We start from the raw sequence: 22,777 nt of genomic DNA, 5'->3' as shown, positions 1-22,777 counted from the left end.
TGCGCCGACCGCCCGGGACGGCCCGGAGGCGAGCCTTACACACCGGGAGGAAGCCCGTACGCCATCCGTGGATGCGCCTGCGCTTCCGCCCAGGGGCGGCGGTTCAGGGCAGGTGCCGCCCGGCTCCGGCTTCGAGGGTGTCGAGACAGTGGTCAAAGGCGGTCACAGGCCATGCTCACGGTCCATGTTTGAGTGACCCGATGAAGATCTTGGTGCTGGGCGGAACGGCGTGGGTGGGCCGCGAGGTCTCGCGGCAGGCACTGGAACGTGGTCATCGGGTGACCTGCCTGGCCCGCGGGGAGAGCGGCGAGGTGGCCAAGGGTGCCGAGTTGGTCGCTGCGGACAGACGTGACCCGTCAGCGTACGAAAGCCTGCCGGGACGGGAGTGGGACGCCGTGGTCGAGGTCTCGTGGCAGCCAGGCTTCGTCCGCGGGGCCCTAGCGGCGCTCGGCGAGGGCACGGGCCATTGGTCGTACGTGTCGTCAGTCAGCGCGTATGCCTCGCATGCGCAGCTGGACGCGGACGAGTCAGCGGAACCGCTTCCGGCGGCCGAGCGGGACGAGGTCGACCACGCCGAGTTCGGGGAGGCCGAGGTGGCCTGCGAGGAGACCACGGCGGCCGCCGTGGGCGACCGACTCCTCATTGCGCGGGCGGGACTGATCGGCGGCCCCGGTGACCACAGCGGCCGCTGCGGGTGCTGGGTCGCCCGCGCGGCCCGTGACCCGCTGGCCCCGCTGCTGGTGCCGGATTGCCCTGGCATCCCGACGCAGGTGGTTGACGCACGAGACCTCGCTGCATGGTTGCTCGACTGTGCGGAGAAGGGAACGACCGGAACGTACAACGCGGTCGGCCCGGTCGTGCCCTTCAGGGAATGGGTCGAGCTTTCGAGGGAGATCGGCGGGCTCCCCGGGCCGGTGGTGGAGGCGGACAACGACTGGCTGCTCAGGCAGAAGGTGGTCCAGGCCATGGGCCCGGAGTCGCTCGCGCTGTGGGTGACCGACCCGGAGTGGGTCGGTTTCAGCGCCCGCAATGGCGCAGCGGCGACCGCAGCCGGCCTGCGGCACCGGCCTCGGGCGGAGCTCCTGACACAGACCCTGCGCTGGGAGCGGGAGCAGGGTCTGAACCGGCCCCGTCGGGCCGGCCTCAGCAGCCAGCGCGAGCGCGAACTGCTGGAAACGTGGGGTAGAGCGGTGCGGGGGTAGGCGCGCGACCGAAAACGCCACGCCGAAATCCTCAACGACGGCAGTCGACGAATGTACCAAGCGTCGAAGCGACCGAAGGAAACATTTAGTGGCCGACCGAAGAGTTCGGCCGCACCACCACACCTCGCCAAGATCCTGTTACGAGCTCTTAACTACATATCGCGTGCGCACGGCAGGTTCTGAATCTGAAGGCCGCTGGCTCAGTGCCTGTTTCTGAACCCCGCATCAGTAGGTCAAGAGTCGTCAGAACGAAACGGGAACTTTGCGCAAATGTTCGAGGAACGGTCACCGCGACCGTTCCTCGAACGGACACCGCTGCTGCTGGTGTGGCTCAGGTGAGAGAAGCGGCTACAGTATTCTGCCCTCGTGGACGGTACGGATGAGGTGAAGAGTCTTCCCGACTGGCGGGTGCTCGTCGTCGGGGGTGCGTCGGGGATGGGGAAGACCGGTGTCGGGCGGGCATTGGCACGACGGTACGACGTCCCCGTCGTGGAGGTCGACGACATCGTGGAGGCCCTCCTCGCGGTGACGCTGCCTGAGCACCTGCCAGAGGTCCACTTCTGGCGCACTCACCCGGAGGCCGCCCGCCAGACGCCCGAGTCGGTGGTCGAGCGGCAGATCGCGATCGCCAGGGCGCTGGAACCGGCGATCGAGGCGGTGGTGGCCAACCACGTGGGCACCGACACCCCGGTGATCCTGGAAGGGGACTATGTCCTGCCCAGACCGGCGACGCCCAAAGGCCCGGTCCGTGCCGTCTTCCTCCACGAGGACGACGAGGGGCAGGTGACGGCCAACTACCTGCGCCGGGAGCCAGAGGCCGGACCGCAGAGCCATCGCGCACGCGTCAGCGTGCTGTACGGCCGGTGGCTCACCGCGCAGGCGCAGGCAGCCGGTGTGCCGGTCATCGGTCCGCGTCCGTGGGAGGACCTGGCCAGCCGTGTCGCCGAGATGGTGGGGGACGCCTCTACCAACACCGTGGCGCCTGCCCGAACCGCCGCTACCCAGAGCCTTCCGAGGAGTCCGGCGGCTTGATCGATCTGAAGGTGGTGGTCGGCACCTTCACCCTTGGTCCACCTGCTGTCAGGCTACCGCCCACGCTCCAGAGGGTTCAGAAACAAGCACTTAGCTTGTCATTTATGGTCCGGTGTCGAACACGGCTCGAACTTGGTGGGCGTTTTCGCAGTCCAGCGGACGTGAGGGCGGCCCCCGTCTGATCCTGTGCTCCGTCACAGAGTGGATCAGCGCGAAGGCCGTGGTCGTGAGTTTGGTGCATCAAGGCGTCCTGCGGGATGCGTTCGCGGAAGTGTCACACTTCCGGTCGGAGCTGTACGCGTGTCTGACTGCTCGGGGCGACGCGTTGTTCGAGTTGTGCGACGCGCTGTTGTGCACGGACGGCCCGGTGCGGACGCTGGTTGATCTCGCGCTCGCGCCTGAACACCGTCGTGGTCACGGGGCTCTGTACGGCGGACTGAACCAGGGGCGGATCGATGTCGCAAGGTTGCGTCGTGCCCTGGTCGGGATGCCGCTGCCGAGGGCGGCCGATGGTCGGCTGGTGCTGGCTGTGGATGTCTCGCCGTGGCTGCGGCCGGACGCCAACACATGTGCTGACCGGTCCTTTTGCCACACATTCGGCCGCGGCGAGGGCAAGCATCAGATGGTCCCGGGCTGGCCGTACTCGGTGGTGGCCGCGCTGGAGGCCGGCCGCACGTCCTGGACGGCGGTGCTGGACGCGGTCCGCCTGGAGCCCGGCGCCGATGTCGCCGCGGTGACCTCCGTGCAGGTCCGCGAGGTCGTCGAGCGGCTGGTGGCCGCCGGCCAGTGGCGGCCGGGTGATCCAGAGATCCTGGTCGTGCTGGACGCGGGATACGACGCTCTGCGTATCGCCCACTTGCTGGCGGGGCTGCCTGTCGAGATAGTTGGGCGGCTCCGTTCGGACCGCGTGATGCGGCGGCCGACACCGCCGCGGGTCTACGACCCCAAAGGTGGTCGGCCGCCCAAGCACAGTGGCGAGTTCATCTTCGGCGACCCGGCAACCTGGGGCACCGAGCAGGTCGTGACGGCCACGGACACGCGGCTCTATGGGAAGGCGACCGCGCGGGCATGGGACCGGCTGCACCCGCGCCTGACCCGCCGGGCGGCATGGCTTGACCACGACGGACCACTGCCCATCATCGAGGGCACCGTCATCCGCTTGGCCGTGGAGAAACTGCCCAGCGGCGGGGTCAACAAGCCGGTCTGGCTGTGGTGGTCGGGCACCGGTGCTACCGAAGCAGATGTCGACCGATGCTGGCAGTCCTTCCTCCGACGCTTCGACATCGAGCACACGTTTCGCCTGTTCAAGCAGACACTCGGCTGGACCAAGCCCCGGCTCCGCGACTCGGAAGCGGCCGACCGGTGGACGTGGTTGGTGATCGCCGCCTATGCCCAGCTCCGGCTCACCCGCCCACTGGCCACCGACCTGCGGCGACCTTGGGAAAGGCCGGCCGAACCGAACAGACTGACACCAGCCCGCGTCCGCAGAGGCTTCAGAAACCTGCACGCGAAGACCGGGTCGCCAACCGGTGCACCGAAACCGTCCCGGCCCGGACCAGGTCGGCCCCCGGGTTCGAAGAACCGGCGCCAAGCCACCCGTCATGACGTGGGCAGAGTCCTTGCCACCCGCGAGGCATACAGCCGACCCGCCCACCACAAGGTCGGCACCAAACCCCGGCGCACTGGATGAACGACAACAACGGCAGACTGGGCCCATGGACGCAGGAGTTGCCGCGCTGTTGGGCGCCGCTGTCGGCTCTATCGCCACTCTCGCCGCCGCGATCGTGAGCGGCCGGGCACAGGCACGGGCGCAGCATGATCAGTGGCGCCGTCAGCATCGCCGCGACGCATACGCCAGCTATCTCAGCGCGCTCCATGACCGCGACATCGCCATGGACGCCATCCTCGACGCACTGCGTTCAGACAACCCCGACCTAGCAGACGTCGACGAGAAGCTACGCCGTTTCATCGCCCTGGCCCGCGAGGTCCACCGCGCTACCGAAGTCGTCATCCTCGAAGGACCGGCTTCCCTCGCGGAAGTCGCCGCACGAGTCACCCACGCCTCCAGCGATCTCTCCCACATCATGCGGCGGATGACCGAGAACGCTCACGCGGGAGACAGCACCCGCAAAGCCGAGGACACCGCCCTTGCTGCCGAACGAGAGCGAATCCTCTACCAAGCAGTCAAGAACTTCCGCCTCGCAGCCCGCAGCGTCATCGACAACACGAACTGACACAACGAATCCTGACCGGACCGGCCACCGAGAAGGGTGCGCACCGCTCATGCCAGGACGTTAAATCACAAGCTTAGAGTCCGCGCAGATAGGCGCGGTGGTACCCAAACAGCGAGGCGGGTACTGGGCCCTGGCGATCACGGAGGTGCAACGCTCTGTGATCATGGATTTGAGTGCCTTTCTCAAGTACACCCCCTCACTCGACGGCCACCGTCGCCTGCCATGCGCCCGGGCGCATGCCTGTCGCCTTCCGGAAGAACACCGAGAAGTTGGACGCGTCGGGGAAGCCGAGCGTGTTGGCGCAGGCGGCCGCGGTGAGACGGTCGTGTGCGAGGAGCCGTTTGGCTTCCAGGACGATCCGATCGACGATGTACGCCTTCGCGCTGCGGCCGGTGACCTGCTGCACCGCTCTTGAGAGGGTGCGGGGCGCGTATCCCAGTGTCCGGGCGTAGTAGCCGGCGTCGTGATGTTCCCGGTAGTGCGCTTCGACGCTGGACCGGAACAGTCTAAACACCGGATTGATCGACCGTGCTTCGGCGTGCGGGGGCCGGAGCCGGGCGATGAGCGCGGAGAGCAGGATCTCGGGCAGCTCCGTCGAGCTATCCCCTGGTGGGGCGGATGCTTCGAGGAGGAGATGGTTGCGGGCGGTGTCGACGAACGGCCAGTCGGCGTCGGGAATGTTCCAGTGTGCAACCAGGTCCGGGAACCCGACGAGCTCCCGGGTGGCGTGGGTGACCGGCGCGGTCGGCACGAACAGCACGACGTGCCCAGCCACGCCAGCGATGTCATCCCATCGGTGCACAGCTCCAGGAGCGACCCACACCGCGGACCGCTCCTGGAGCGGGTGTCGGAGGAAGTCCACGGTGACGGATCCGTGCCCGGCATCGACGACGGCGAGGACGTGGAAGTCGGCACGCTGTGTCCCGCCGTCGTTCAGCTCGCGAAGGCGGTCGAACGTCATGGTTTCGACAGTGGCGGCACGGCGCCCGACGGGCTGGTAGGTCATCTGCCGGATCACAGTCATCTGTCCAGTTTCCACCAACAGGCGACCAGTCATGCCGATGCCCCGGCACAGCGGCAGAGATTCAATGAACACACAGAACAACCGCCCCAGAACACTGATCGAGAGATTCACGATGAACACGACGCAGCAGCCGCTACTGCCCGCTTATGACCACCGGCCGGGGACCGGACCGACCCTGGTGTTTCTGCACTACTGGGGTGGATCCGCCCGCACCTGGGACCTCGTCGTCGACCGCCTGGCGGGACGCGACATGCTCACTGTCGACTTCCGCGGGTGGAGTCGCTCGAGCAACCTGGCCGGCCCTTACACCCTCCGCCAACTCGCCGATGACACGCTCGCCGTGATCGCCGACGCGGGCGTCACCGACTACGTCCTCGTCGGACATTCCATGGGTGGCAAGGTCGCGCAGCTCATCGCGGCGACCCGGCCCGTCGGCCTCCGGGGGATCATCCTCGTCGGTTCCGGTCCGGCGAAGCCCGCCGCAGGGATCACTCCCGAGTACCGGGAAGGCCTTTCCCACGCCTACGACTCCGACGAGTCCGTCGCCGGCGCACGGGATCACATCCTCACCGCGACCGAGCTGCCTGAATCGATCAAGTCGCAGATCGCGACCGACTCGCGGGCCAGCACCGACGCCGCCCGCACGGAGTGGCCGCTGCGCGGCATCGCGGAGGACGTCTGCGAGCACACCCGCATGATCAGCGTCCCCGCCCTCGTCGTCGCCGGGGAGAACGACCATGTCGAGCCCGTCGACGTGCTCGTCAACAACCTGGTGCCCTACCTCTCCGGAGCCGATTTCACGGTGATTCCGAACACGGGTCACCTGATCCCGCTGGAAGCTCCGGCCGACCTCGTCGACGCAATCACGGCATTCGCACCAGCAGCCTGACCATCTGCGCGGCCTGAAAATCGACTTCGTCCCCGATCACCCGCGGGACGCCCCGCCGCGTGACAGTGCGAGGCCTAGGCCCGACCCTCCCGCGTTGATACGCACCCCAGCCAGACCTGCTTGCCGCGGCCGACCGGGGCGACAAGCAGGTCGGTCTCATCGCCCGGCGCCATGCCGAGACACGCTCAGCAGGTGGGGCCCTTGTTCATGGACTACCTGTAGGCCGGTGACGTCGAGGGTCTGCTGTCGCTCTACGAGCCGAGCAGCGACGACTTGACCGCCTCGTGGCCCGGGGACGTCTGCGGACCAAGTTCGAGCCCGCGGCATGGCCACGTGGCCTCTGACCTGATCGTCGTGGACACCAGCCGACGAGCAGCGCGAGTACTTCTCCTGCCCAGAGCCGTGACCACGATGCACATCACTCATTGGGGAGACCTGTGCCTGTGCTGCCATCATGGCTGACCGAACCGCTCTGGGACCAATTGGCGTCCCTGCTGCCCGAGCGGCCGGAGTACCACCCGGACCATCCGCTGGGCTGCCACCGCCCGCGCATCAGCGACCGCATCATCTTCGACAAAATGCTGCAACTCCTGCGCTTCGGCTGCTCCTACCAGGCGATCGCCGACACAACCTGCTCGGCCACCACGATCCGCAACCGCCGCAACGAGTGGATACGACTCGGCGTCTTCGCCAGGTTCAAGCAGATCGCGCTGGAGTCCTACGACCGAATCGTCGGCCTCGTCCTCGACCAGATCGCCGTCGACGGCTCGATCACCAAAGCCCCTGGAGGCGGCGAGGTGGCCGGCCGCTCCCCGGTCGACCGCGGCAAACAGGGCCTGAAACGCTCAGGCATGACGGACGGATACGGCATTCCCCTGGGCCGCGTCCTGGCCGGTGCCAACCGCCACGACTCCCCGTTGCTCGCCCCGACCCTGGACCCCCTGGACGACCTGGGGCCGTTACCCGACGACATCACCGTGCACCTGGACGCCGGCTACGACTCGGACAAGACCCGCGCGCTACTCAGCGAACGGGGCCTGCACGGACGCATCGCGCACAAGGGGGAGAAGGCCCCCATCCAAGCCAGCCAGCGTTGGCACGTCGAACGCACCCACGCCTGGCAGAACGCCGTCCACCGCCTCGCCCGCTGCTACGAGCGCCGGCTCATCGTCATTGACGCCTTCTTCGACCTCGCCGACGCCGTCATCACCGTACGTAGCCTGATACGTCAGGCATGGATGACTCACCGCTGGGACGCACGCCCACACCGTAGCCCATGAATACACGCCTATCTGCGCGACCTCTTAGCTTGTTCTTTATCTACCAGGACCTACCAGGTCTGCCGATGGCCCTTAGGGTTTCGGGGCGTTTGACGGTCTTGCCGGCGTCGTAGCGGGGCGCCCGGCGCTTGGTCTTGGTGCCAGGTGGCCGACCGGGGCCAGCGCCGGGGGGGGGTTGGGAACACCGGTCGGGCAGGCAAGGTGAGCGCGGATGTTCCTGAACCCCCGGCGGACCCGGGCCGGGGTCAGCCGGTCGGGTGCGGCGGGTTTCTCCCAGGGCCGACGGAGGTCTGCGGCGAGGGGCCGGTGGCCGGGCAAGCCGGAGCTGGGTGTGGGCGACGATCAGCATCCAGGTCCAGCGGTCCGCCGCCTCGGGGGTACGGAGTTTCGGGGGCGTCCAGCCGAGGGTTTGCTTCGCGAAGCGGAAGGTGGCTCCAGATCGAAGCGGCGGAGAAATGCCTGCCAGGAACGGTTCACGTCGTCCGGGGTGGCACCGGTCTTGGAGGGCCACAACCACACCGGCAGGACATCCCGGTCCTTCGATGGGTGCTCGACCTTCAACCGCATCAATGTTCCCTCGACCAGCGGGAGTTCACCACCATGGTCGAGCCATGAGGAATGGTGAGCGAGTCGGGGGTGGACCCGGTCCCATGCCTGGGTTTCGGCCTTGCCGTAGTTGGTGGTGTCGGTGACCGTGGTGACCAGGTCTCCGGTTTGGTGAAGCGGAATTCCGGGCCGTGCTTGGGAGGCCGACCCTTGACGCCGTGCGTCCTCGGTGGTTTCGGCAGACGCATGACGCGGTCGGAGCGGACTCGGCCGACCAGCTCGACTGGTAGGTCGCGCAGGACCCAGGCCAGGCGGGTGACGTCGTAACCGGCGTCGCTGACGATCACTATATGCGGGTCCCCGGCCTGCAACTGGCCCGCGGCGATGAGCCGCTCAACGACTCCACGTAGCTGGGCGGCGGTGATCGCGGTCGCGTCGTCCCGGACCGAGCCGCACCGCGTCCAGGATCGCGGTCCAGGACGTGGCACCCGGCTCCAGCACAGCCACGAAGAAATAGGGCCGGCCCGGAATGAACGAGGTTTCCATGGCGCCCAGTGCCAGCATCCGTGCGTGGGCGGCGTCCAGATCGTCGACGCCCAACTCCATGTGAGCCTGCTTGCCCTGAGACGGGTCCGGCCAGGTCGGACGCCGGTAGTCGGCCACCCGGATAAAGCCCAGCCGGGTGAACCCTCCCGACCGAGGAGGATGAAGTCATCGCTGGAGTAGACGACGGGCAGGCCGAGCGCGTCCCCGTAGAAGCGAGCCAGCTCGGCGGGGTCCAAGCAGTCGAAGTCGACGGACAGCAAGCGGATCGCGGGTCCGGATGTGGGTTCAGTACTCATGAGGAAGACGCAATGACGGGACCCAGACAGTTCCGGTCCTGGTCATGGGGAACACTTCGGGATGTGATCAGCACCTCCGCCCGCCTGCTGCGACTGGTCTCGCTGCTGTCCAGCCGACCGACGTGGACCTGCCATGAGCTGGCCGAGCGTATGGCGGTCACTGACCGCACGGTCCGGCGTGACATCACCCGCCTGCCTGAACTCGGTTACGGCATCGAAGACGAGGTGGGCAGCGAACAGGCCGCGCTGTCGGCGCTGTTGAAACTGCGGCAGGTCCTGCCGCCCCGGATCGCGGACCAGCTGGGGGAGATGGACTCGACCTTCGTACACACTCCCAGGCCCGAGGGCCGTCAGATCTCGCCCGGTGTGCTGCTGGAACTGGCCGCCGTCTGCCGTCGTGGCGAGCGCACCCGTCTGTCGTACCGCGACCATGCGGGGAAGGACACTGTCCGGGGCGTCGCCCCCTATCGCCTGGTGCACACAGGCCGACGCTGGTACTTCGTCGCCCGGGGCATCGCCCGGGGCCAGTGGCGTACTTTCCGGGCCGACCGGGTGGTACAGGTACAACCGACCGGACTACATACCGTCGGACTCGTCGACCCTGCCGACCCGGCGCTCCTCGTTTCCCGGTCCATCGCGGGCGTCGTGTACCCGCTCTATGTCGCAGTCCGGCTGGCCCACCCCATGGACCAGGCGCTACGGCGGCACCAGGCTGAGGGTCCTGTCACCGAACCGGGTCGGGCCGTCGGAGGGGGCGGCGGCCCGGCCTTGGAGCGGCGCTCGGTGCGTCAGGGTGCCGGCGCGGTCAGCGGAAGTTCACGTCGCTGCACAGGAAGTAGGTCTGATCCATGTGCGACGCCTGCCAGACCGTGTAGACGACATGACGACCGCTGTAACCGGACGTGCGCACAGGGATCGTGTAGTTCTGGCTGGGCGCGTACTTACCGGTTCGGGCCACCAGTTCCAGGTCACTCCAGCGCAGCGGCTGGGTGGTCGGGTCAAAGCCTTGCCGGGTGACATAGACCAGGAAGTAGTCCGCGCCGTGGCTGGCCTGGTCGTACAGCTTGACGTCGAAGTCGGCGCCGATGTCCGTCGTCTTCCACGGGCCCACCGCGTCCAACGCGTTGTACCGGCCGCCCTCAGTGCGGCCCCCGCTGCACAACTGGCCGTCGGGGACGGCGGCCGGGAAGTTACCGCCTGAGCCGTTGCGGTACAGGCCGTTCCAGTTCCACATGGCATTGGGGTCGGCCCGCCATGCCTGCCAGCACATGGGGTCCTGAGTGGCCATGGCCGGATTCTGGAAGTCGCTGCCCCAGCGCTGCCAGCAGCCGTAGTTGCGCGACGCCGGATCGACGACCGATCCGTGAGCCACGGCGGGACCGCTCCAGGGGATCAGACCGAGCAGCACGGCGCCCAAGACGCTCAGGACGAGCGTCAGCCGGCGCTGTCCGCTACCGCTACCGCTGCCGCTGCCGCTGCCGCTGCCGCTGCGGGCCCGCTTGCCGAGAGTTGTCTCGCCCTGCTCCCGCTCCCTGTGTGCTCGCTCGCCGCCGGCACGTAAATGACAGTCCATGATCTCCTTCTTCCGCTCCGCTTCTTCGGATGGTTTCTCAGGGTTTGACGCAGGTGATCGAGCCGACTGGCAGGTTGCTCCCGGTCGAGGTGGCCGTGAAGCCGAAGGTCACGGTGCCGTCGGGCGGGATGGTGCGGTTGTGATCGGCGTTCTTGACCGTGACCTCGCCGTCGGAGCCGATGCTGAGGGTGCCGTTCCAGACCTGGTTGACCTTCGTGCCCGCGCCCGGCTGCCAGCGGACGGCCCATCCATCACGGGCGGCGGTGTTGTGGTTCATCACCTCCACGGAGCCCTGGAAGCCGCCGTCCCATTGGTTGGTCACCTTGTAGAGGGCCATGCACCCGGTGTGCGGGTCGTCCGGGGTCGGGGTCGGCGTGGGGGTGGGTGTGGGGGTGTTGCCCGGGTCGCGGACTCCCGTCACCTCGCCGTTGCCGCCGTCGAAGACGATGTCGGAGCAGGAGAAGAAGTTCTCCTGGCTGTCCGACCGCACCCACTGGATGAACATCATCGCGTCGCCCGAGCGGCCCGAGGGCAGCTTGAGGTCCCAGTAGTAGTGACCGGACTCGCTGCCCACCGGGCCGGACTGCGGCGGGTCGGTGACGGTCTGGACGAGCTCCAGGTCGTCCCAGCCCAGCGGCTCCGTGGGTGAGTAGCCGGGCTTGGAGACGTACACCCGGAAGTCACCGGGGTGCGCCGCCCAGTTGCTGTGCTTGATCTTGATGGTCGACCCGGAGGTGAGGTGCGTACGGGGCCAGTCGGCGCGGGCGGCGTTGTAGCCGGTGAAGTTGTACGGAGAACGGTCACCGGCACTGCACAGCTTGCCGTCCGGGACGTAGCCAGGACCGCGTCCGCCGGCCTGGGAGTCGAGCACGGCGAACCAGTTGTACAGCGCGTTCGCACCGCTCTCCGCGAGCGCCGCCTTGCACGCCGGGTTCGTCGGGTCGAGCGCGCCGGTACTGGTCTTGGCGTCCAGGTAGCAGAGGTAGGTCCGTGATCCAGGGGTCATCGTCACCCCGTGCGCCTGGGCGCTGGTCTGGCCGATCAGCGTCAGGCCGAGCCCGCTGAGCAGGGTGGCGAGCACCGCCACCAGCAGGGTCAGCGGCCGCTTCCTGCCTCGGGCGCTGCGAGTGAGCGGGGTGCTCGAGGCGGTTGGAGTGGTCCGGGCGCTCGGGGTCATGAGGTCTCCTTCGCCGTGGCCTTCGGGCCGGCCGGCACGGCCGGGTGGGCGTTCCTCACCAGCATCGAGAACTGGTCGTGGAACCAGTGACCGGCCAGGGGTGCGCCGGGCAGGGCACCGGTCTTGTTGTCACCCGCGCCGGGCGCGGTGTAGGTGGGGTCGCACATCGGGTCCTTGCCCTTGCCCTCGTCGTTCGGGATGTCCTCGCCGGTTCCGTCGGACTCGCCCGGCGGCTTCACCCACAGGAAGGCGTCCAGGTGCGAGTCCGGGAAGCCGGAAGGCGCACTCCGCGGCGGCTGCCCGAGCCCGGCGCCGTCGACGTTGCACCACAGGCCGCGGTGCGCGCGGCGGTCGACCTTGGACTCGGTGACGTAGGTGTCGAGCTCGTTGCTCGTGCTCTCGGCGGTCGGCCGGGCGGGGCCGCCCCAGCCGTTGCGCGAGGTGTCGACGACCATGCCGGTGGAGGCGGGCCAGCCCGCCGCGACCAGGCCCCGGTGCAGGTCCCTGGTGAAATCCGACTCGTCGAAGCCGGGGTTCCACCCGTAGAACTTGCTGGACTTGACCATGCCGCCGCCGACCGTCCTGTCGGGGTCGGTCAGAAACGGCTCCTCGATCGGCGTGTAGTTGGAGACGTTGGTGACCAGCCCGTCGACGCTGCTCGGCCCGGCCGCGGTGCCCTTGGCCACCTCGGTGTACAACTGCACGGCCTGCGCTCGGTTGGTGTCCCAGCCGAGCCAGCCGGAGTGGGCGGCGTCCAGGTACGTGTAGACGTTGGGGACGGCGTGCAGCTTGTCGAGCGCGTACTGGACGGCCTGCGTGTAGATGCCGCTGCTCTTGGCCAGGGCGCACTCCGGGTCGGCGGTGTTGGTCACCAGGTTCGGCAGGCTGTCCGGTTCGACGACTGTGGCGATGCGGACCTTCCGGTACTTGGGTTTCTTGAAGACGCTCGCGATGACGTCGATGTAGTCGTTCTTGTAGCGGTCGAGGCCCGCTTCGGTCAGCGGCAGTTCGCCGTTGGAGGCGAGGGAAGCGCAGTCCCTCCCGGGCAGGTCGTAGACGACGAACGTGGCCGTGATCGGCTTCCCGGGCTTCTTCTGGGCCAGTGCCTGGTCGAGGTGGTCGGCGAGGCTCTTGCGGCCGGCGTTGGCGTCACCCCCGTGGATCGCCGCGATCCGGTCCAGCCAGACGGCGGTGGGGTACCTCTTGACCTTCTCCATCTTCGCCTTGAGCGCGGGGTCGGAGGTCCTGGTGATGGAACCTCTGACGTTGGCCGCGTAGTCGGGGTTGACGTAGAGGGTCGCCCCGGCGAAGGCGTTGTCGACATGCGCTTCCGCGGCGGCCGCGGGCTTTGCCGTGATCCCGCCCGCGGCGCCGAGCATCAGGACGGCCAGTGCGGTGACCAGGGCCACCGACCGGCCCCGACGCGCACGCCCGGTGCGCGGGTCGGCTTGTCTCTTCGGATCGGTCATCGTGTCTCCTCAGGGCCTCGGAGGGCGTCGGAGCCGGAGCGGGTCCCGGGACGGGTGAGGCCGAGGTGGACGCTCGACGAGAAGGAGTTCACCGACAGTCCGGTGCCGTTCCGCCAGGGCTCGAAACCGGCCTGAACACTCGTCAGGTACCAGTCGTTCCGTGCCATGCCTCGGTCGACCGCCTGCCGGACGAAGTCCATGACGTCGAAGCTCCAGCTCGTGATCGTCGAGGTGGCGACGAAGCTCAGCACGTCGTTGCCGCCGTTGTTGCCCGACCAGACCTGCCAGGTGCGCCCGGCCACTGTGGCCGCGCCCACCTGGGAGCCCACGGGCTGAACCGCGCCCGCCCTGTGGAACCAGACCATGATCTCGGTCCGGTTCACGCCGTCCTTCCGTGGCGTCGGATCGAGCCAGATGTCGTACGAGGCGTTGTAGACCGCGTCGCCGACATAGCCGTAGGAGATGCTGGTGGGCGCGCTGGAGATGGTGCTTAGCCGTGCCGGAAGGCTGGTCCCCGGCGAGCACTTGGTGTAGTGGCAGCCGTTGAAGACCGACGGGTACGACTTGGGGGCGCCGCTGGTCGGTACGGAGCCGTCGGCCCGGGTGATCCTGAAGCCCGTGTCCGAGACGGAGACGCACTGCGTTTCGCTGGTGCCCCAGCGGTTGTTCTGGGCGACGTAGCGCCCCTGGACCGTGGTCGAGCCGAACGGTTCGCAGATCGTGGTGTCGGCCTGCGCCGCCGGTGCCGTCGCCGTGACGAGCGCGGCCACGACGGCAAGAGCGGTGAGGAGCGTTCCCAACAGGCCGCGCGGGGCGCGGATGTGATGCGTTATCGGTCGCATGCGGGGGCCTCTCGTTGGGGTGCGGGGGGCGACCTTGTGGGCGCGTCCCGTGTCCCCCATGATGGGAGCGCTCCCACTGGTGGTTCGGTCGGGGACTCTAAAAGCTTTACATGTTCCTGACAAGAGCGGGCGCGGCAATTCGGTGAGGGAATTTCGGCAACAGCAGGTCAAAGGCGGCGCGTAGGTGTCGCCGGTCAGCGTCCAGCGGTCTGTGGCCGTGGCCGTGGCCGTACCCGTGGCCGTGGCCGTCGCGGTGCGCCGGCGGATCAGCTCGGTACGAGCCGCTAACGCGCTGGTTGTATCGGGGCGGGCCGCCCATGCGCACAGCTCGGCCGGTTCTTCCTGGCCGCCGAAGGCGTAACTCGCGCTGGGCGCTCCGGGCCATGGGCCGCTGGTGCGTCGGGGCGATCCCGCCGGCGGCTCGGCAATGCTCCGGCCGCACGATGCCGACAATCGACAGAAGAGAGAGAACCATGCGACCTGCTTTCACACGGGCACTCGTCAGCGCGACCGCCGTCGTCGGACTCGCCGTCGGAGGGCTCGCGGGAGCGAGCGTCAGTTCCGCGGCGCCTGCGTCGGACGTCATGTCCGCCGAACTCCCCCAGGACGTCTCGGCCCAGTACGACAACCTCGGTCTGAACACGGCGCGGGCCAAGAACTGGCAGCGCTGGCTGAAGGATCTGGGTCAGAACCCCGGGACGATCGACGGGAAGCTGGGAACGGCCAGTTGGAAGGCCGCGCAGAAGGAGTTCGGGTTCCGGGGTTCCGACGTCGACGGGATCGTCGGGCCCAAGACCATCAAGGGGCTGCAGAAGCACCTGAACTACTGGGGCGGCTACGGGCTCGCCGTGGACGGCGCGTTCGGTGCCAAGACCAAGGACGCCTTCTGGAAGTTCAACGCCTGAGACGCGTCCGAGCACCGCGGGTGCGGCCAGTTCGGCGGGCTCCGGTTCTCCGCCGTTCAGGTCCGCGGCTCTTCAGCCGTTGGCCCGTCCGGCCGGGTGACCGCGTGTACGCAGCCGTCGGTTGAACATGTCATACGTGGAGGGGGCTTGTCTGCGTTCCCTGGGTTCGGCGCCCACATCGGTACAGGTGTAGTCGATGACCTCGCTGCCGGTGTGCCGCTCGGTCATCGCCGGCCGCTCGGGGATGCGGTCCCCTCCGAGGTCCGCGCCCATCCAGCCGTCGGGCGGCCGGGTACCTGCGTCTCCGTCTCGCCATCTAAGGAATCGGACATTTGAGCGACGTCTGCGAGTGCGGTCATGAGCGCGACCGCGACCATGGCTTCGGCGCCGGCTAAGTCGACCTTGGTCGAGGCGCCGGCCGAGGGGTTCGGTCTGGGCCCCTACGGCGGCTCCCACGACGGGCGCTACGCCGCCCCGGGGCGCGGGCTCCGGGTGTTCCGCGGCAAGTTCCCGCACGCCGGGCTCTACGTCCTGGACGAGCCGGAGGCGACGCTCCCCTTCTCCTCGTGCATCGACCTGATCCGGCACATCGGCTGGTTGGCGCACCCCAGGTCGCATGTCGGGGTGGCCGCCTCCCACGCCGAGCATCATCCTCGGCAGACAGTTGGACTCGCCGTCCAGCGCATGCCGCACCGGCGCAGGCTGCGCTGCTGTCTGACATGAACTCTGCCGGTTGCGGGCTGTCCCGGCACGAGGGAGCGCTGTTGGATTTCTGCCGAGTCCACGGACGATGGAGGCGGGCATCCATGAAAGGTGAGGCCGCAACAGCCTGGACCAGCACTACTTCGATCTGCTCGAGTGGCGGACCGACCCCAAGGAGCCCTGCCGGGGACCTGGACGAGCGTGGTCAACGGCACGCTCACGCTGGATGTCGATCTGGCAGCCCAGTCGAATACGTACAAGGCAACCAGCCGGGAGTCCTTCGACAAGATCGTTGATGCGGCCGAAACGGCTGAAGCGTCCGCATCGCCTGACTCTCCGGAGCCCTCCCCCGGCCCGCGGCAGGGGCAGTGGCGCGGACGTGTCTGGTCCTGACCCGTTCCGCGTTCCCCGGTCGCCCGCACGGCCGGGGGCCTGAGGCGCTCACCTCTCGCGGCTGCTCCACGTATAGACGAAGGACAGCATTCCGGTCGCCTCGCGGGCGCGGGCCAGTGCCTGCTGCGGTGAGTCGCCGACGGCGATGACACAGCCGGAACGGTCGAAGTTCTGCGTGACCGTCGGCTGCGGGCTTCCCGGTTCCCGCAACAGCGTCACGGTGTCGACGTACGGCAGTTCGCGGACCTCTTCGACTCCCCGCACCTGTACCAAGGTGTGTGTCGGCGGCCCGGAGGGAGCCGCGTACCAGACCGCGGCGCTGCGCACGGGGACGATTCGGTCGGGCAGCAGGGCGCCGACGTCCTCGCCGATGCTCTGCCGCGCGATCAGGTCGTACAGGTCCACCTCGGTGGCGAGACGGACGAGGTCCATGATGGCGTCCCCGGCAACCCGGTTGTGCATCTCGATGATCCGGGGTCCGCGCGAGGTGAGCATGACCTCGGTGTGCGAGGGGCAGTCGTGGAAGCCGAAGGCGTCAAGGACCCGGGTGACGTAGGCGGTTACGGCCTCGTGCTCTTCGGGGGTGAGGGGGGCGGGCACCACGTGGCCCCGCGAGACGAACGTGTCGGGGTCGGTGAACTTGCGGGTCACAGCGACGATGCGGTGGTCGCGGCCGATGGAGATCCCCTCAACGCTGTACTCCTCGCCGTCCAGGAACTCCTCCACCACCACACCGCGGTCAATGTGGTGGCGGCCGACCCGGCGCAGGGCGGCCTCGATGTCCTCGGCCGTGTCGATGTGCGACACGCCCACGCTGGCCTCGGTGTCCACCGGTTTGACGATGCACGGCAGGCCGATCTCCTCGACGGCCTCCAGCACGGCCTGCCTCCCGCGGGCGAAGCCGTACCGGCAGCTCGGGAGCTCGTGTTCGTCGAGGACCGCCCGCATCCTCGCCTTGTCGAGCACCTTCTCGAACAGGTCGAGATCGACGGTGGTGGGGATGTCCAGCCGCTCGCTGATGGCCCGCACGATGGGATACGTGTGTTCGTTGTACGCGGCGACGGCGGCGAAAGGTGTGCGGCGGTGCAGGGACTCGGCGACGTCGGCCCACAGGTCGGAGCCGGCACTGTCGTCAAGGATCACCACATGGGTGTACAGGCCCACCGCGTCCTCGCGCTGTGCTCTCCCCCGGGGGACGAAGAGCACCAGCTCGTGTCCCTGGGCGCGGAGGCGGTCATGGCACATCCGGTTGGTGCCGGACACGAGAATTCGCATGTTTCCTCACTTGGTTCGGTGCGGGGGGGCCGAGCGTGGCCCGACGGCCACCCGCGGCACTCATGTGCCGCTGTGCCGCGCCGGCGTGGTGGTGAGCGGTACGCAGTCCACGCGGACCAGTTCCCGCGCCGCCTCGGCCTTCGCGACGGCGTCCTTCGTGCTGTCGCCGGCGCACAGTACGTATCCCTGGCGGTCGGCGGAGGACAAGAGGGGGCCCAGCTCCTGGCCGGGCCGCAGGGTGCACTCCACGCGGACGACGCCGGGGGCCCGCTCGGCGTCGGGGACGCCCTCGACGTGCCGGACGCGGACCTCTTCGTAGGAGAAGAAGCGGATCGCGGCGGCGCGGGCCTGCGGGGCGCGCGGCGGGTCCGGCAGATCCAGCAGCGCGCACATGGTTTCCGTGATCTGGTCCGACCCGCTGACCATCTGGCACATCTCCCAGATCTGGTCGCCGCCGACGCGGGTCTGGGCCTCGATGATGCGCGGGCCGTGCGAGGTGAGGCGTACCTCGCTGTGGACCGGGCCCGTCCGCTGGCCGATGAGGTCGAGGAATGACAGGGTCAGGTCCTCGACGGCCGCCCGCTCGCCGGGGTCGAGACAGGCCGGGCTCTGGTGGCCCAACTCCACGAACCCCGGGAAGTCGGTCGTCAGCTTCTCGGTGATCATGACGACTTCGTGCGTGCCGTGCCGGGACATCGACTCGACGCTGTACTCGGGTCCGGTCAGGTACTCCTCCGCCAGCACCGGTTGCCGGCCGGACACCGACGTGGTCCAGGCCCACCGCTCGGTGAGCTGCTGGGCGGACTCGACGACGTAGACGCCCTCGCTGAGGCCACCCGCCGAGGGTTTCAGGACGATCGGGTTTCCGACGTCGGTCAGGAAGGCCGCCGCGTCCTGCTCGGATCGGCATACCCGGTGCCGTACGGGGCTGAGGCCGTGTCGGTCGAGCAGCGCGCGGGTTCTCGTCTTGTCGCGTGTTGCGAGGACGGCGGCCAGGTTCTCCCCCGGGATGTCCAGCTCGAGGGCCGCCCTGGAGGCGGGTTCCAGCCCGTACTCGGTGAAGGAGAGCACGGCGTCGAAGGGGTCCGCCGCGTGCCAGTCGCGGACCAGGGGGAGGAATTCGTCCGGGTCGCGGTAGTCGAGGACGGCGTACCGCGCGGTGTTCGCCGCCTGTTCCGCGCTTGCCCACTCGGGAACCTGAATCATCGAGTGGCGCAGCCCCAGCGCCGTCGCCTTGGCCAGTTCGTGGCCCTGGCCGCCGATTCCGCCGACCAACAGGATGTGTCGCTGCCTCATGGACGTTCTCTACCTCACTGACGCAGGCGGGACAGGTCGATGTCCATCCGGTTGGCCAGGGCACGGGCCCTGGCGATGACGACGTCGAACAACTCCGAGTGCGTGGTCCGCAGTTCGTCGGGGTTCAGCGCCAGGGCGAGCAGTTCCCCGACCCGCTGGCGGACGTGGGCACGCAGGTTGCCGCTGTCCAGGGCCTTGCGGCCGAGCCCGATGGAGTCGTTGAGAAGTTCGATGCGGTGGAACCATCGCGAGGGGAGGTAGAGCACGTCCCCGGGCCGCAGGACGAAGCGCATGAGCCGGGTCCCCGGTGCGGCGCACAGTTCCTCCAGCCGGGCCTCGCCGTCGGTGCCCACCAGGAGCTCGGCATCGGGGCCCATGATGTGCCAGCGCTTCTCGCCGACGATCTGCACATGCATCACGTCGACAGAGTACGAGTCCTGGTGCAGGCGTGTGATGCCGCCGCGCTGGCCGATCCAGAGCTGATGGTTGGTCGAGGCGGCCTCGCCGTACAGGTCGCGCCGGAAGTCGTACTGCGCGATGTCCAGTTCGGGCATGTCCGGCGCGAGCTCCGGAGCGATGGTCTGGTAGTACCACTCCTGGAGGTAGAGCGGGGCACTGTCGCTGTCGGCGTTCTTGTCCAGGAGGCGGACGAACTCACCGAAGGTGGTTCTCCGGGCGGACCTGCTGGTGTAGCTGTCCACCATGACCGGGACGTCGGCGCAGCGGACGGCCAGGTTCTCGAAGGTCCATTCGCGTACGGAGGGCCAGTGGGCGGCGTAGCCCTCCAGTACGACCGGGCGCCGTTGGGACCGGTACTCCCGGTCGAACTGCTCCCGGGTCAGGCCGCAGCGGCGCTCCAGTTCCGGGGCGGACGTCAGCGCATCGGCGAGCGGGCCGGAGCGGAAGGCCGTCTCTACCGTGTTGAGGGCGTCGATGTCCTGCCGTTTCAGCAGGTTCGGCTCGTTCTGCATGGCGATGCCTCTCTCGGATCGCGGGTTCGCGTCAGGTGGCGAGCAGGCGCAGCAACCTGTGCACGGCCTGCTGACGCAAGGACTCCTGGCCGGGCAGCCAGTCATGGACGAAGTGGCCACAGCCTTCGAGCCAGACGATCTCGACGGACCGGGCGCGTCGGGCGTGCGCGTGATACCCCTCGATGACCTCGGGCGGGCACACCTCGTCCTGTCGGGCGCCGAAGATCAGCAGATCGCCTTCGAACTGGCGCAGAGCGGCGTACGCGGGTGAGTCGGGGTGGTAGGCGGGGCGCACCAGGCTGCCGTCGAAGGGCAGGTCAGCCGCGTGTGCGGGGTAGGTGGCCGGGCAGAACAGGGCCAGGCCGCGCGGGCGCAGTTCCGGCATGGTCCAGGCGGCGAGGTGGGCGCCCATGCTCGTGCCGATGATCACGGGCGGTCTGGTCCGGTCGAGCCGGTCGGCCGCGGCGAGGGTCTCGGCGCGGCGCCGGCGGAGGGTGGACCGGGTGAGTTCCCCGGTGCTTTCGCCGTTGCCGGAGAACTCGAAGGTGAGCGAGGAGTGTCCGTGTTCCGCCAACGCGTCGAGCAGATAGCGCGTCCGGTGCCGGGTCGTGGTGGGGCCAAGCCCGTGCAGGGCCAGGATGTCCGGTTCGGTCTCCTCGCCGCCCGTGATCGTGGTCGCCGCCAGACGCTCACCGGCGGCTTCGAAGACGAAATCGCGGTGCACTGTGTGTTCCTCCCGGTGGATGTGGTGCCGCGGGATGGGGTTCACGTGGCTGCGCCCGCCTCCTGGAACCGGTCTTTGCGTACGGCGGGCCACTCGTCGCGCAGGATGCTGTAGTAGACGACGTCGCGGCGGCGGCCGCCCGGCATGTAGTTGAAGCTGCGCAGGACTCCCTCCTCGACGGCTCCGATGCCTGACAGTCCGGTGCGCGCGCCCTCGTTGAGTACGTCAGTCTTGAACTCGACGCGCTCACAGCCGAGTGCGTCAAAGGCGTGATCGAGGAGGGCCAGTTTGGTCGCCCGGTTGACGCCCGTCCGGCGGGCCCCCGCGTACAGCCAGGACCAGCCGATCTCCAGCCGTCGGTCGACCGGGGCCAGATTGCCGTAGGCCGTGCTGCCGACGATCCGGCCGGTGGTGTTGTCGATGACGGCGAATACGATGCGCGTACCGGTCAGGGTGTCCCGGATGGCACTCTCCATGAAGATGTGCAGGTCGTCCGGCGTCTCGATACACTGCACGAAGTAGCGCCAGATCTCCGGCTCGTACACGATGTGTGCGAACGCCTCGGTGTCGGTGACGCGAACACGCCGCAGGGTTACCCGGTCGTTGGCCAGTTCGACTCCGGCCAGCTTGTCCCAGCTCACTTTTCTCGTTCCTCCGCTTGTTCCTCGGGCGGCTGGGCGGCCGCGGATGTCACCAGCACGGGCGCCTCGTCGATGGTGCCGTCGTTGCAGATGGGGTGCTCGTCATAGACGCGGTCCAGGTCCGCGGCGTAGCGCGCGCCGATCCGGGACCGCACCAGTTTGTACTGGGCGTTCAGCAGGCCGTTCCGGATGGAGAACGGCTCGTTCGTGACGACGGCCGCGTAGACGCGCTGGTCGAAGCGTAGGTCCCGGTTGAGTTTGGTCAGGTCGCGGGCGAGCGCGTCCCCGTCGGGTTTCGGGGCGGCGGGAGAGACGACCACCGCGAGGTAGGGCCTGCCGTCGCCGAAGACGGCGCAGTCGTGCACCCCGGGGAGTTCGCGGATACGTTCCTCGACGGCGGGCACCAGGATGTTCAGCGCTGTGCTCAGGGAGACGATGTCGTCGACCCGGCCGTCGATGTACAGGAAGCCGTCTTCGTCGACATGGCCCACGTCGTAGGTCTTGACCTCGCCGGTGGGCAGGAACGTCCGCTCGCTCGCACCGGGCGGGCACGAGGTGTAGCGGGTGTTGAGGGGGTGGCTGCTGCCGACGATGAGGACGCCGTCCTTGTCGAAGCGGATCCACTTGTGCGGCAGGACCCGGCCCACGCTGCCGATCCGGAAGGCTCCCGGGTGGTTCTTGGAGACGATGCAGGTCTCGGTGAGGCCGTAGCCCTCGTAGAGAGGAACGCCGGCGTCGTTGAAGAAGTGCAGCATCTTACGTCCCGCTGGAGCGGACCCGGTCCACAGGTAGCGGATGCGGCCACCGAGCGCACGCTGGATCGCCGCGCCCCGGTCCGTCGGGACGAGGGACTCTCCTTCGGCCTCCAGTCGGGTCATGACCTGCTCGTAGAAGCCCGGCACACCCATGATCACGGTCGGGGAGACCTCGCGTGCGGTCTGCGCGGCGGTCCCCCGGTCGGCGAGGGTGACGTCATGGCCGTAGGTGAGGGCCGAGTAGATCCAGAAGCGCTGTTGCAGGAAGTACAGCGGCAGGAAGACCAGCAGGTTGTCGCCGTCCCCGTGCTCGAACATCTCCTGGACGGCCGCCATCGAGCGGTTGGTGCTGGCGACCGTGGCCTCGATGCTCTTGGGTGGCCCGGTGCTCCCGGAAGTCTGTTTGATCGCGCATATGTCGGCCAGGTCGTAGCCGGGGTGTGGCGGTGGCTCGCAGGGGCCTGCGGGATCGAAGGCCCAGGTGCCGACCTGCCCGATGTCCTGCACCACCGCACCGGCACCGGCCTCGCACGAGTGCCGCGGGTCGCTGGTGAACAGCAGGCGCAGACCGAGTTCGGCGGCCATGGCGGCCGCCTCGTGACGGTCCGGCTCGATCGCGGCGGTCACGGCGCCGAGCTTGAGGGCGGCGAGGTCGAGCAGCACCCATTCGATTCGGTTGGGCGCCATGACGCCGAGCCGGTCGCGAGGGCGCAGGCCGAGCGCGCTGAGCCGAGCGGCCACCCGCACGGCGCCCGCGTCGAGTTCGGCCAGGCTCAGTGAGCGGATACCGTCGTCGTCGCGGTAGTGGATGCGGTGCCGGGTGTCCTGGGACACGGTCCGTGCGATGCGGTCGATGACATCGGTGACCGGTACGGGAGGGCCCTGCGGCGGGTCGGCGGTCTGCTCGGTCATACGGAGCGTTTCCTCCTGCTCGGAAGCTGTCAGCGGCTGAAGGGCGGGCGTGGCCGCGTCGGCGTGTGCGGCGTCGATGTCGGTGCCGTCACC

The 22,777-nt window shown here is 68.5% G+C and carries 19 protein-coding genes and 4 pseudogenes; 9 read left to right on the top strand and 14 right to left on the bottom strand.

Features of this window, described 5'->3' with window-relative positions; all coding sequences use genetic code 11:
* Positions 1 to 200: 200 nt before the first annotated feature.
* From ACZ6JY_RS33270 to ACZ6JY_RS33255, 4 genes are all read left to right on the top strand, one after another.
* A complete protein-coding gene (locus ACZ6JY_RS33270; RefSeq protein ID WP_469201969.1) occupies positions 201 to 1,202 on the top strand; it encodes an NAD-dependent epimerase/dehydratase family protein in 1,002 nt (333 codons plus the stop codon).
* Positions 1,203 to 1,568: 366 nt separating this feature from the next.
* The gene (locus ACZ6JY_RS33265; protein ID WP_469201929.1) at positions 1,569 to 2,234 is read left to right on the top strand and encodes a hypothetical protein; all 666 of its coding nucleotides are present in this window, start codon (positions 1,569 to 1,571) and stop codon (positions 2,232 to 2,234) included.
* Positions 2,235 to 2,460: 226 nt separating this feature from the next.
* On the top strand, positions 2,461 to 3,924 hold the full coding sequence (locus tag ACZ6JY_RS33260) for an NF041680 family putative transposase (RefSeq protein WP_469201967.1): 1,464 nt from the start codon (positions 2,461 to 2,463) through the stop codon (positions 3,922 to 3,924).
* A 25-nt stretch (positions 3,925 to 3,949) separates the two neighbouring features.
* Entirely contained in the window at positions 3,950 to 4,468 is a 519-nt protein-coding gene (locus ACZ6JY_RS33255; RefSeq protein WP_469201927.1) for a proline dehydrogenase, read from the top strand.
* A 196-nt stretch (positions 4,469 to 4,664) separates the two neighbouring features.
* Here the strand turns inward: ACZ6JY_RS33255 and ACZ6JY_RS33250 are convergent, their stop codons facing one another.
* Positions 4,665 to 5,492 carry a helix-turn-helix domain-containing protein gene (locus tag ACZ6JY_RS33250; RefSeq protein ID WP_469201965.1) on the bottom strand — a complete coding sequence of 276 codons (828 nt, stop codon included), beginning with the start codon at positions 5,490 to 5,492 and terminating at the stop codon, positions 4,665 to 4,667.
* A gap of 112 nt (positions 5,493 to 5,604) precedes the next feature.
* On the opposite strand from ACZ6JY_RS33250, the gene ACZ6JY_RS33245 reads away from it, so the two are divergent.
* Together ACZ6JY_RS33245 and ACZ6JY_RS33240 are read left to right on the top strand one after the other, a co-directional pair.
* Positions 5,605 to 6,381 (top strand): alpha/beta fold hydrolase, encoded by a 777-nt coding sequence (locus ACZ6JY_RS33245; protein ID WP_150508665.1) that lies wholly within the window; start codon positions 5,605 to 5,607, stop codon positions 6,379 to 6,381.
* A gap of 437 nt (positions 6,382 to 6,818) precedes the next feature.
* A complete protein-coding gene (locus ACZ6JY_RS33240; protein ID WP_469201925.1) occupies positions 6,819 to 7,661 on the top strand; it encodes an IS5 family transposase in 843 nt (280 codons plus the stop codon).
* A 40-nt stretch (positions 7,662 to 7,701) separates the two neighbouring features.
* On the opposite strand, the pseudogene ACZ6JY_RS33235 reads toward ACZ6JY_RS33240, so the two are convergent.
* Both ACZ6JY_RS33235 and ACZ6JY_RS33230 read right to left on the bottom strand, forming a co-directional pair.
* A pseudogene (locus tag ACZ6JY_RS33235) lies at positions 7,702 to 8,741 on the bottom strand (transposase); the annotation flags it as partial.
* 60 nt (positions 8,742 to 8,801) lie between these two features.
* Positions 8,802 to 8,870 (bottom strand): annotated as a pseudogene (locus tag ACZ6JY_RS33230) (VOC family protein); the annotation flags it as partial.
* A gap of 191 nt (positions 8,871 to 9,061) precedes the next feature.
* Here ACZ6JY_RS33230 and ACZ6JY_RS33225 point away from each other — a divergent pair.
* Positions 9,062 to 9,604, top strand: a pseudogene (locus ACZ6JY_RS33225) (helix-turn-helix transcriptional regulator); the annotation flags it as partial.
* Between the two features lie 250 nt (positions 9,605 to 9,854).
* On the opposite strand, the gene ACZ6JY_RS33220 reads toward ACZ6JY_RS33225, so the two are convergent.
* The 4 genes and pseudogenes from ACZ6JY_RS33220 to ACZ6JY_RS33205 form a co-directional block, all read right to left on the bottom strand.
* Positions 9,855 to 10,622, bottom strand: coding sequence for a lytic polysaccharide monooxygenase auxiliary activity family 9 protein (locus ACZ6JY_RS33220; RefSeq protein WP_469201923.1), 768 nt, complete (start codon positions 10,620 to 10,622; stop codon positions 9,855 to 9,857).
* Between the two features lie 37 nt (positions 10,623 to 10,659).
* Positions 10,660 to 11,799: a lytic polysaccharide monooxygenase auxiliary activity family 9 protein gene (locus ACZ6JY_RS33215; RefSeq protein WP_469201921.1), complete on the bottom strand. Its 1,140-nt coding sequence runs from the start codon at positions 11,797 to 11,799 to the stop codon at positions 10,660 to 10,662.
* Positions 11,796 to 13,268, bottom strand: coding sequence for a glycoside hydrolase family 6 protein (locus ACZ6JY_RS33210; protein ID WP_469201919.1), 1,473 nt, complete (start codon positions 13,266 to 13,268; stop codon positions 11,796 to 11,798). The genes ACZ6JY_RS33215 and ACZ6JY_RS33210 overlap by 4 nt, the downstream gene beginning before the upstream one ends.
* 23 nt (positions 13,269 to 13,291) lie before the next feature.
* Positions 13,292 to 14,110, bottom strand: a pseudogene (locus ACZ6JY_RS33205) (GH12 family glycosyl hydrolase domain-containing protein); the annotation flags it as partial.
* A 473-nt stretch (positions 14,111 to 14,583) separates the two neighbouring features.
* On the opposite strand from ACZ6JY_RS33205, the gene ACZ6JY_RS33200 reads away from it, so the two are divergent.
* The gene (locus ACZ6JY_RS33200; RefSeq protein ID WP_469201917.1) at positions 14,584 to 15,015 is read left to right on the top strand and encodes a peptidoglycan-binding domain-containing protein; all 432 of its coding nucleotides are present in this window, start codon (positions 14,584 to 14,586) and stop codon (positions 15,013 to 15,015) included.
* A 72-nt stretch (positions 15,016 to 15,087) separates the two neighbouring features.
* Here the strand turns inward: ACZ6JY_RS33200 and ACZ6JY_RS33195 are convergent, their stop codons facing one another.
* Entirely contained in the window at positions 15,088 to 15,288 is a 201-nt protein-coding gene (locus ACZ6JY_RS33195; protein ID WP_469201915.1) for a hypothetical protein, read from the bottom strand.
* A gap of 84 nt (positions 15,289 to 15,372) precedes the next feature.
* On the opposite strand from ACZ6JY_RS33195, the gene ACZ6JY_RS33190 reads away from it, so the two are divergent.
* Entirely contained in the window at positions 15,373 to 15,738 is a 366-nt protein-coding gene (locus ACZ6JY_RS33190; RefSeq protein WP_469201913.1) for a hypothetical protein, read from the top strand.
* 420 nt (positions 15,739 to 16,158) lie between these two features.
* Here the strand turns inward: ACZ6JY_RS33190 and ACZ6JY_RS33185 are convergent, their stop codons facing one another.
* From ACZ6JY_RS33185 to ACZ6JY_RS33160, 6 genes are read right to left on the bottom strand one after another with little or no spacing between them, the layout of a single operon-like run.
* On the bottom strand, positions 16,159 to 17,385 hold the full coding sequence (locus ACZ6JY_RS33185) for an ATP-grasp domain-containing protein (RefSeq protein ID WP_469201911.1): 1,227 nt from the start codon (positions 17,383 to 17,385) through the stop codon (positions 16,159 to 16,161).
* Between the two features lie 60 nt (positions 17,386 to 17,445).
* Positions 17,446 to 18,681 carry an ATP-grasp domain-containing protein gene (locus ACZ6JY_RS33180; RefSeq protein ID WP_469201909.1) on the bottom strand — a complete coding sequence of 412 codons (1,236 nt, stop codon included), beginning with the start codon at positions 18,679 to 18,681 and terminating at the stop codon, positions 17,446 to 17,448.
* 14 nt (positions 18,682 to 18,695) lie between these two features.
* The gene (locus tag ACZ6JY_RS33175) at positions 18,696 to 19,652 is read right to left on the bottom strand and encodes a cupin-like domain-containing protein (protein ID WP_469201906.1); all 957 of its coding nucleotides are present in this window, start codon (positions 19,650 to 19,652) and stop codon (positions 18,696 to 18,698) included.
* A gap of 31 nt (positions 19,653 to 19,683) precedes the next feature.
* A complete protein-coding gene (locus ACZ6JY_RS33170; protein WP_469201904.1) occupies positions 19,684 to 20,376 on the bottom strand; it encodes an alpha/beta hydrolase in 693 nt (230 codons plus the stop codon).
* 41 nt (positions 20,377 to 20,417) lie between these two features.
* Positions 20,418 to 21,017: a GNAT family N-acetyltransferase gene (locus tag ACZ6JY_RS33165; RefSeq protein WP_469201902.1), complete on the bottom strand. Its 600-nt coding sequence runs from the start codon at positions 21,015 to 21,017 to the stop codon at positions 20,418 to 20,420.
* A complete protein-coding gene (locus tag ACZ6JY_RS33160; protein ID WP_469201900.1) occupies positions 21,014 to 22,684 on the bottom strand; it encodes an AMP-binding protein in 1,671 nt (556 codons plus the stop codon). The genes ACZ6JY_RS33165 and ACZ6JY_RS33160 overlap by 4 nt, the downstream gene beginning before the upstream one ends.
* Positions 22,685 to 22,777 lie beyond the last annotated feature (93 nt).

It is taken from the genome of Streptomyces sp. NPDC046335, from assembly GCF_055587985.1.
The sequence above is the reverse complement of the archived record's forward strand: the minus strand, read 5'-3'. Positions and strand labels throughout refer to the sequence as shown.

What these genes read in the sequence shown, in the direction of transcription:
- ACZ6JY_RS33270 (WP_469201969.1), top strand. Translation starts at nt 201, where the DNA reads ATGAAGATCTTGGTGCTGGGCGGAACGGCGTGGGTGGGCCGCGAGGTC.
- ACZ6JY_RS33255 (WP_469201927.1), top strand. Translation starts at nt 3,950, where the DNA reads ATGGACGCAGGAGTTGCCGCGCTGTTGGGCGCCGCTGTCGGCTCTATC.
- ACZ6JY_RS33250 (WP_469201965.1), bottom strand. Translation starts at nt 5,492, where the DNA reads ATGACTGTGATCCGGCAGATGACCTACCAGCCCGTCGGGCGCCGTGCC.
- ACZ6JY_RS33245 (WP_150508665.1), top strand. Translation starts at nt 5,605, where the DNA reads ATGAACACGACGCAGCAGCCGCTACTGCCCGCTTATGACCACCGGCCG.
- ACZ6JY_RS33220 (WP_469201923.1), bottom strand. Translation starts at nt 10,622, where the DNA reads ATGGACTGTCATTTACGTGCCGGCGGCGAGCGAGCACACAGGGAGCGG.
- ACZ6JY_RS33215 (WP_469201921.1), bottom strand. Translation starts at nt 11,799, where the DNA reads ATGACCCCGAGCGCCCGGACCACTCCAACCGCCTCGAGCACCCCGCTC.
- ACZ6JY_RS33210 (WP_469201919.1), bottom strand. Translation starts at nt 13,268, where the DNA reads ATGACCGATCCGAAGAGACAAGCCGACCCGCGCACCGGGCGTGCGCGT.
- ACZ6JY_RS33200 (WP_469201917.1), top strand. Translation starts at nt 14,584, where the DNA reads ATGCGACCTGCTTTCACACGGGCACTCGTCAGCGCGACCGCCGTCGTC.
- ACZ6JY_RS33195 (WP_469201915.1), bottom strand. Translation starts at nt 15,288, where the DNA reads ATGGGCGCGGACCTCGGAGGGGACCGCATCCCCGAGCGGCCGGCGATG.
- ACZ6JY_RS33190 (WP_469201913.1), top strand. Translation starts at nt 15,373, where the DNA reads ATGAGCGCGACCGCGACCATGGCTTCGGCGCCGGCTAAGTCGACCTTG.
- ACZ6JY_RS33185 (WP_469201911.1), bottom strand. Translation starts at nt 17,385, where the DNA reads ATGCGAATTCTCGTGTCCGGCACCAACCGGATGTGCCATGACCGCCTC.
- ACZ6JY_RS33180 (WP_469201909.1), bottom strand. Translation starts at nt 18,681, where the DNA reads ATGAGGCAGCGACACATCCTGTTGGTCGGCGGAATCGGCGGCCAGGGC.
- ACZ6JY_RS33175 (WP_469201906.1), bottom strand. Translation starts at nt 19,652, where the DNA reads ATGCAGAACGAGCCGAACCTGCTGAAACGGCAGGACATCGACGCCCTC.
- ACZ6JY_RS33160 (WP_469201900.1), bottom strand. Translation starts at nt 22,684, where the DNA reads ATGACCGAGCAGACCGCCGACCCGCCGCAGGGCCCTCCCGTACCGGTC.